General features: G+C 40.3%; 5 protein-coding genes and 1 other annotated feature. Of the genes, 3 read left to right on the top strand and 2 right to left on the bottom strand.

The features are described from left to right. Positions 1 to 799, top strand: a 799-nt coding sequence (locus AC1DUW_RS16300; RefSeq protein WP_477642967.1) for an AMP-binding enzyme, incomplete at its 5' end; no start/stop codon positions are given. 198 nt (positions 800 to 997) lie between these two features. Here AC1DUW_RS16300 and AC1DUW_RS16295 read toward each other — a convergent pair. Further along, positions 998 to 4,009 carry a transglycosylase domain-containing protein gene (locus tag AC1DUW_RS16295; RefSeq protein ID WP_477642966.1) on the bottom strand — a complete coding sequence of 1,004 codons (3,012 nt, stop codon included), beginning with the start codon at positions 4,007 to 4,009 and terminating at the stop codon, positions 998 to 1,000. A 146-nt stretch (positions 4,010 to 4,155) separates the two neighbouring features. Beyond that, positions 4,156 to 4,372, top strand: a binding site (T-box leader). Between the two features lie 70 nt (positions 4,373 to 4,442). On the opposite strand from AC1DUW_RS16295, the gene tyrS reads away from it, so the two are divergent. Beyond that, positions 4,443 to 5,699 carry a tyrosine--tRNA ligase gene (gene tyrS, locus AC1DUW_RS16290; RefSeq protein WP_252431093.1) on the top strand — a complete coding sequence of 419 codons (1,257 nt, stop codon included), beginning with the start codon at positions 4,443 to 4,445 and terminating at the stop codon, positions 5,697 to 5,699. Positions 5,700 to 5,804: 105 nt separating this feature from the next. Here tyrS and rpsD read toward each other — a convergent pair whose 3' ends face one another. Further along, the gene (gene rpsD / locus AC1DUW_RS16285) at positions 5,805 to 6,407 is read right to left on the bottom strand and encodes a 30S ribosomal protein S4 (RefSeq protein WP_053347316.1); all 603 of its coding nucleotides are present in this window, start codon (positions 6,405 to 6,407) and stop codon (positions 5,805 to 5,807) included. 484 nt (positions 6,408 to 6,891) lie between these two features. Here rpsD and AC1DUW_RS16280 point away from each other — a divergent pair. Continuing rightward, positions 6,892 to 8,552 (top strand): sensor domain-containing diguanylate cyclase (locus AC1DUW_RS16280; protein ID WP_477642965.1); only part of this gene is annotated, 1,661 nt, incomplete at its 3' end.

Here is an 8,552-nt window from a genome sequence, read left to right as displayed (position 1 = left end):
CAGGATGCTGATGGGGGCAGGAGACGAAATCGTTAAACAATTCGATTTAAGTTCTCTCCGCCATGTCTTAAGTGTCGGTGAACCGTTGAATCCGGAGGTGGTCCGCTGGGGGATGAAAGTATTCAATCACCGCATCCATGACACATGGTGGATGACGGAAACAGGTGCTCAACTCATCTGTAATTATCCTTGCCTGGAAATCAAACCGGGTTCGATGGGGAAACCGATCCCAGGTGTGGAAGCGGCAATAGTGGATAATCAAGGTAAAGAGCTTCCTCCGCACAGAATGGGGAACCTTGCTATTAAAAAAGGCTGGCCTTCAATGATGAAGACTGTCTGGAATAATGAGTCAAAATATGAATCTTACTTTATGCCAGGCGATTGGTATGTTTCTGGGGATTCCGCTTATATGGATGAAGAAGGATATTTCTGGTTCCAAGGCCGCGTAGATGATGTCATCATGACAGCCGGGGAAAGAGTAGGTCCTTTCGAAGTGGAAAGCAAGTTGGTTGAGCATCCAGCCGTTGCTGAAGCAGGGGTTATCGGGAAGCCAGATCCAGTCCGGGGAGAAATTATTAAAGCGTTTATTGCCCTTCGTGACGGATACGAAGCCAACGATGAATTGATTGAAGAAATTCGTCAATTTGTTAAGCTAGGTCTCGCAGCACATGCCGCACCACGTGAAATTGAATTCCGAGATAAACTTCCGAAAACACGAAGCGGTAAAATCATGCGCCGGGTCTTGAAAGCTTGGGAACTTGATCTTCCAACTGGCGATTTATCATCAATGGAAGATTGAAAAGCCGGGTTATTTGGAATCAAGAATAGTAGAAAAAGGCATCCATGTTCATTGGCATGGATGCCTTTTTCATGTGTCTCAAGTTTAAGGGTCCTATGCTAATCAAGTTAAATAATAGCATAGGAAATAATAAATCTATAAAAAAACAGGCTGTCGGGTCGTTTCCCCGCAGCCTGCTAAGTTACTTCAAGAAGCGTGTTATTCTTCTTCCTCTTCTTCAGCTTTATCTGTGTCTTTGTTTTGGTCTGTATTTTGGTCTGTTTCTTTGTCTATATTTGTATCTTTGCCTGTATCTTCTTTATCTGTGTTGGTTGTATCTTTGTCTTTTTCTGCAGTAACGTTCTCTTCTTTTGAGTCTGGTTTTTTCTCTTCGGTATCTATTTTTTCATTTGCGATATTATCTTTATTCTTAGTGGAATCTTTTGAATTGTTGTCTTTATCTTTATCTTTATCTTCCGCTTTTGCACTTGTCTTTTTAGCGCCGATTTCAACATGTTGCGAAGGTGCTGATTCTTTACCGACTATGTCTACAGCTGTTACGTAATAAGATCCACCCGATCCGGCAGTGTAAACAAGATTACCCCCAGAATTGATGCTCGCCACTTTTCTACCATTTTTGTAGACGCGATAGCCGACGACATCTCCTTCAGGGTGAAGCCCCCATGAAATCTTATTGTTACTTACAGTGATAGAAAGTGCATTAGGCGCTTTTCCATTATCATTAAGTGTCGCCTTCGTCCCGACGACAGTGCCCCATTTTTCTCCTCCGGGAATTAAGGATCCGGGATCATCCACATATTTCAATCCGATATCTTCAAAGGACGCAGGGTTCAGCATGAACCCGCCGCTTGTGAATTCGCTCGGTGTTTGTGGAAGAGCCGCGTATCGTTTGCTGCCGACTGATACATATTGTCCATCTATGAAACTATTATCTGCTCTAGATGGGGCATATTTGGCGATGAATAAATCAGACTTGACAAGTCCAGCCTTTTGACATGAATTTGAAGGCAGAAGGCCTGAAACGCCACAGAAGGAACGACTGACAATTCCGCCGGGCATCTCAAACCGCTTATCAGGGTCGACGAGTTTTGAATCGACTTTGTATGCGGCATTTATCAAATCTGCCCAATAATAGATATTACGTTTATTATATTCAAGACCATTATAGGTTCCTTTTAAAGACTTCGGTGTGTCATAACCCATCCATGTACCGAACGTTACATTTGGATTAGTGGCGACAAACCAAGCATCCCAATAGTTTTGTCCAGTCCCGGTTTTACCTGCCCAGTCACTGGAGAAAGCAAGTCGGTTCCTGACCGAAGCCGCCGTACCGCTGTTTACGACATCCCGCATCATATCAAGCGTTAAATAAGCTGTTTGCGGTGAAAATACTTTTACTGGTTTTGCTTTGTGTTCATAGATGACCTCATCATCTTTTGATACGATTTTGTCAATCATATAAGCATCAACGAATTCCCCTGAATTGGCAAATGTGCCAAACGCATTGACATTTTCTTCAACAGTTACACCTTTGTCCAAGGCACCTAATGACATGGCACGATTTGAGTAATCCCCTTTTGTTAAAGATGTAAAGCCCATTTTTTCCAAATAGGAAACCGGATTTTGGTTGATGATTTTCATGTAAAATAGGGCAGCTGGAATATTATACGAATTCTTTAACGCTTCCCGAGCTGTCGTTAAGCCGGTGAGGCTTCCACCGCCATAGTTTCCCGGCCGCCACGGCGTATTGCCTGGAATGGTAATGGGTACGTTGGCTGTCACACTCCCAGGTGAAATCTTTCCTAGCTCAATGCCTGGACCGTATACCAATAGCGGTTTCATCGTTGATCCATTTGACCGTAGTGATGATGTTGCATGGTTTGTTTGTTCCCGTTTAAAGTCACGTCCACCGACAAAACTGATGACTTTCCCTGTTTTATTTTCAATAAGGATAGCTCCCGCCTCAACGGGCTCTTTTACAGTTTTCATTTCTTTCGTATCTGGATCGATGACCTGTTCGGTTTTATCATATCCGAAATTTGGATAGTTTTTAGTTACTTCTTGCATCTTGTCATAGATCTTTTTATTGATTGTCGTATAAATTTTATAGCCGTTTTGACGAAGTTTACGATCAGCTAGTGCTAAATATTGCTTTTTTAAATCATCGTTCTCTAAATCTTTTTCTTCATATCCATCTTCTTTTGCTAAGCTAAGTGACAAAATTTCAATGGAGCGTTTTTCTATTTCATAGGTGAGCCATGGATATTTCTCAGATGGCAACGCCTTTTTACCGATAAAGTCTTTTGTTATGTCGTATGCGATTGCTTTATCATATTGTTCTTTTGTTATGTATTCATTGCTATACATTCGTTTTAATACGGTTTTCATCCGGTTAATTCCGGGTTCTAGATTATCTTTAAGTTTCCCTTGCTGGGTATATGGAGTATACCCAAAAGGACTTTGCGGTAATCCTGCAATAAAGGCAGATTGGGGTAAAGATAGATCTTTAGCTTCCACTCCGAAAATACCTTCGGCAGCCGACTGGACACCAGCAATATTCTGTCCGGAAGAGTTTCGTCCCAAAGTAGAGACGTTTAGGTAGGTTTCTAAAATCTCTTCTTTTTCAAAGAACTTCTCGACCCGGAGCGCAAGTAAAATTTCTTTTGCTTTCCGTTCAAATGATACTTCGTTCGTTAAGACTTGGTTTTTTATGAGCTGTTGTGTTAAAGTACTTCCACCTGATTGAACGGATGCATTCGAAAATTCCTGATAAATTGCACGCAGGATAGCCTTCGGAACAACTCCGTTATGTTCATAAAAATACTCATCTTCTGTAGCGATGACTGCATTTTTAAGATGGTCGGAAACTTTATCGATGGATACTTCTTCACGATCAAGGTCACTTTTGAGCTTGCCCAAGTATACTTTATCCGAAAAGTATACCTCAGAGGTCTCTTCATAATTGTAAATGTCCTTTTTTAAATCATCCTTTGAGCGTACCGGCTCATTATTGACGAGGGCAGCGAAATAGCCGGCTCCAACGCCGCCGGCGAATGAGAATCCTAGAACCCCAACAATAATGAGGATCAACGTTAGGTTCCAAATGACTTGGTATGTAACCCTTGCATTTTTTTTTGTTTTTTCATTTTGAAAAAAACGGGTTAGCTGTTTCCATGCTGTTTGAAATCTATCTTTTTGATTATTATTCATGTATCATACCCCCTGAAATCACATATATTATAGCATATAACACGGAAGGGAAAGGCGAACTTTCATATTTTTCTAGAATCTGTAAGGGTGATGTTGACAATGAATGTTATGTATGATAAAAACTTATTAACAATAAAATTTATTAAAAAAGCGCGATGATAGGACCCAGTAGTCAAACTATCCCTGTTTTAGAGAGCCGGTGGTCAGTGGAAATCGGTACATATAGTGAGATGAATTACTTCCTTGAGCATTTGCTGTGAAATGATTAGTAGCAGGAAACGGTTGACGACCGTTATTCGTCTCGAGCGGAGGACGCTTTATGTCCTCAAGTTGGGTGGTACCGCGAATTTATTCGTCCCTTCATATTTATATGAAGGGGCGTTTTTGTATGCTTTTTGCGGGATATTTTCGGATTTGAAGGAGGAATTATAAAATGGAATTGCTAAAGGAACTCGAGTGGAGAGGGATTATTTATCAACAAACGGATGAAGAGGGTTTTAAGGACCTTTTAGAAAAAGAAAAAATTTCTTTATACTGTGGGGTAGATCCAACCGCGGATAGTATGCACATCGGACATTTATTGCCATTCTTAACAATGCGCCGTTTCCAACAGCACGGTCATCGTCCCCTTGTACTTGTAGGAGGGGCGACTGGACTTATCGGTGACCCAAGCGGTAAAAAAGAAGAACGCCAGCTGCAAACGTTGGAAAAAGTACTTTATAATGCCGACTGTATTAAAGGGCAGCTATCCCAAATCTTTGAATTTGAAGGTGAAAATGGCGCAGTTATGGTCAATAACTATGACTGGATAGGTAAAATCGACATGGTTACGTTCTTGCGTGATTACGGGAAATACATCGGCATTAACTACATGTTGGCAAAAGACACGGTTGCTTCCCGTTTGGAAACAGGGATTTCTTTTACGGAATTCGCGTATACAATTTTACAAGGGATCGATTTTGGTCATTTATACGATAATCATGACTGTAAGTTGCAAATTGGCGGAAGTGATCAGTGGGGCAATATTACGACCGGTCTTGAAATGATTCGTAAATCGCATGACGAGGAAGCAAAAGCGTTCGGCATGACGATTCCGCTCGTGACGAAAGCGGACGGAACGAAATTCGGTAAAACGGAAGGCGGAGCAATCTGGCTTGATCCGGAAAAAACGACTCCTTATGAATTTTACCAATTCTGGATTAATACAGCGGATGCTGATGTCGTGAAATACTTGAAATTCTTCACATTCCTATCACGTGAAGTAATTGAAGAGTTAGAGCAATCCGTGCAGACTGAACCGCATTTACGTAAAGCGCAAAAAGCTTTAGGGGAAGAAATGACACGTTTGATTCACGGGCAGGAAGCTCTTGACCAAGCAATCAAAATCTCTGCAGCTCTATTCAGCGGTGAGGTGAAAAATTTAAGTGCGGCCGAAATTAAATTGGGCTTTAAAGATGTTCCGACCTTTGAACGTGAAAGTAAGGAAGATATCAGCTTAGTTGATTTTATTGTTGAAGCGAAGATTTCTCCATCCAAGCGACAAGCTCGTGAAGATATTCAGAATGGTGCAATCTCCATCAATGGAGAGAAAGTGACTGATCTGCAATATGTCGTGGCTGAAGAGGTTAAGATTGAAGGAGAGTTCATCCTTGTTCGTCGCGGTAAGAAGAAATATACATTAGTGAAATGAGAATACAAGGCCCTGCTGAATCTCAGCCGGGCCTTGTTTTGTCTGGAAGTTGAGTTCTGTGCACAAAAAAACCCCATCCAAGGATGAGGTTTTTTTGTGAAGTTATTAACGAGAGTAGAACTCAACGATAAGAGCTTCGTTAATTTCAGCAGGCAATTCAGAACGTTCTGGTAAACGAGTGAAAGTACCTTCTAATTTCTCAGCATCAAAAGTAAGGAAGTCAGGTACGAAGTTAGTTGCTTCAACTGATTCTTTAATGATTGAGAAGTTACGTGATTTTTCACGAACTGAGATTGTTTGTCCAAGAGACACTTTGTAAGAAGGGATGTCTACGCGACTTCCGTCTACAGTGATGTGACCGTGGTTAACAAGTTGACGTGCTTGACGACGTGTGCGAGCTAAACCAAGACGGTAAACTAGGTTGTCAAGACGTGATTCAAGAAGAACCATGAAGTTTTCACCATGAACACCTTTAAGTTTGCCAGCGCGGTCGAACATTGTGCGGAATTGACGTTCAGTGATTCCGTACATGTGACGAAGTTTTTGTTTCTCTTGTAGTTGAATTCCATATTCAGAAATTTTTCTACGTTGGTTAGGACCATGTTGTCCTGGAGCATAAGGACGTTTTTCTAATTCTTTACCAGTACCTGTTAGGGAAATTCCTAAACGACGGGATAGTTTCCAGCTTGGGCCAGTATAACGAGCCATAGGATGACTCCTCCTTTAAATGTTTTTATTTTGGTAAAATAAAAACCGTGTGAATAAACGGTTATGACCATTTTGTTTTCATGTACCTTCGCCCTAGCAGCAGAGAGTTACGAGATACACCTCTGTATGGAGGAACAAAATGAGAACATAAAAGCTGTCACATAGGCTGCAATATTTTACACAAGGAGTATTGTATAATATTCTGCTCAATGAGTCAAGGACAGTTAGCTTTTCATTAAAAGGGAGTTTAAAGATAATCCGAGGGATAAAATTACAATTACATAAAAAAGCACTATTTTTGGGAGAGTTTTTCCGATGAAAGCGTTATAATAAGTAAAAAGTATGAATTTTAATAAATAGTTTCCTGGGAACTATTACTATAAGTTTCGATTAAATCTAGTTTTTTGCTTCGTTTTAAAGTGGGAGTATTATGAAACCTTAAAAGGTTCTTTAAAAAATAGGCTGTAATATAGGGATGATAGAGATGAAGATTAAAACAGCTCGGTTGATTAATGAATTAAGAGTACTTTTCTTTAAACACATACAGAATATGCAGGGTGAACTCCATTACGAAACATTCTTGGAGACTTTTTTATTTGAGACGAAAGACCTGTTAGGTATGGAAGAGGTAATGTTCTTTAAATTTGACGAGTGGAAACAGCAATTTTATAAAGAAACCTCTACCGGATGTTTTCACGATTATAACATGCAGGTTCCTGTACAAGAGTATATAGAAATAATCTTGAAAGAACAGAAAGATGATAGAGATGTAACAGTAAGTATGCAGCAGGAAGTAAAGGATTTCCAGACTGTTATACCACTTTGGGATAATGGTAAGGTCATTGGATTAACGGCCTTCAAAGAACGGAAAAATGGCTCCCTTACAAGCCTTACTCCGGAAGAAGGGGCTGCTTTTTCTAAAGAATTCACCACAATCTTGAAAGCTGCGTTATCAATTTCTAAGATATCAGATGAGGAAAGACGATATAAACAACTCTTCAAGGTCACAGAAAAATTTCATTCTTCAATGAACATGGACGCGGTCTTAGGGGAAATTATCTCGACGTTGCACACTGTTTACCCAACCTTTGATTATTACCTGCTGCTCTCCCATGATAATGACAGCCATGAAAACCTGCCAATCAAGGACCTCGAATATGATAGTGAGAATGTGGCTGCACTAAAGGCTTATGTAAACGGTAGCATACAATTTGAGGATCACTCATCTGAAAATCACTCTATTTTATATGCTCCTTTAAAAGGTAAACAAGGGGTCTATGGCGTTCTTCAGGTTATTGCGCCTAATACACTCGTGTTCCCTGAAAATGAAATTGAGTTTATTTCATTGTTGGCTAATACTGCTGGAAGTGCCTTGGAGAATGCCCAACTGTATCAACAATCAAAACGACTTGTTTCAGATTTACAGCTTATAAATGAGACATCACAGCATTTAAATTCCAATCTGCGCTTGAGTGAAACCATGGAATATATGAAGCAGCAAATTATAAAGTCCTTTCATGCTGATCAGACAGGATTTATTCTGCTCCATCCGGGTGACAAAGTGAGTTTATTGACAGGAAGCTCTGAGTTTTTTGATTCAGAGGAGGCGAGTATGTATATAACTTTCCTGAAAGGTAAGATTGATGTTGATAAGGAATCACTGTTTATCGGGGATTTAAGTATTCATTGTCCGAATGAGAATGTTAAATATCATTCCCTAATGGCAGTTCCAATGATGGAAAGTAATGATGTTAAGGGATTCGCTGTTATTCTGCATAAGGGAGCCTATTTCTTCTCATTTGAAATGTTTAAGTTGTTACAGTCGCTTATCCACCACTCAAGTTTGGCGATGGCCAATTCCATGCTTCGTGAAGAACTTGAAAAAATGGTCATTACCGATCATTTAACCCGACTGTATTCAAGGAGTTATCTCGATGATAAAATGTCCCAATCCATGGAAGAAGATGAAGAGGGCACTTTCATTATGATTGATCTTGACAACTTCAAGAGGGTTAATGATACATATGGTCATCAGGTTGGAGATGATATTCTGATCCAGGTCGCTGATCTCATTCAACATAATATTCGTGATACGGATATCGGGGCCAGGTGGGGAGGAGAAGAGCTAGCAATTTACCTTCCACG

The sequence above is a fragment of the Peribacillus sp. P4_C12 genome, assembly GCF_056402095.1.
The sequence above is the reverse complement of the archived record's forward strand: the minus strand, read 5'-3'. Positions and strand labels throughout refer to the sequence as shown.

Excerpts from the sequence above, each read along its gene's own strand:
- AC1DUW_RS16295 (WP_477642966.1), bottom strand. The coding sequence starts at position 4,009 with ATGAATAATAATCAAAAAGATAGATTTCAAACAGCATGGAAACAGCTA.
- tyrS (WP_252431093.1), top strand. The coding sequence starts at position 4,443 with ATGGAATTGCTAAAGGAACTCGAGTGGAGAGGGATTATTTATCAACAA.
- rpsD (WP_053347316.1), bottom strand. The coding sequence starts at position 6,407 with ATGGCTCGTTATACTGGCCCAAGCTGGAAACTATCCCGTCGTTTAGGA.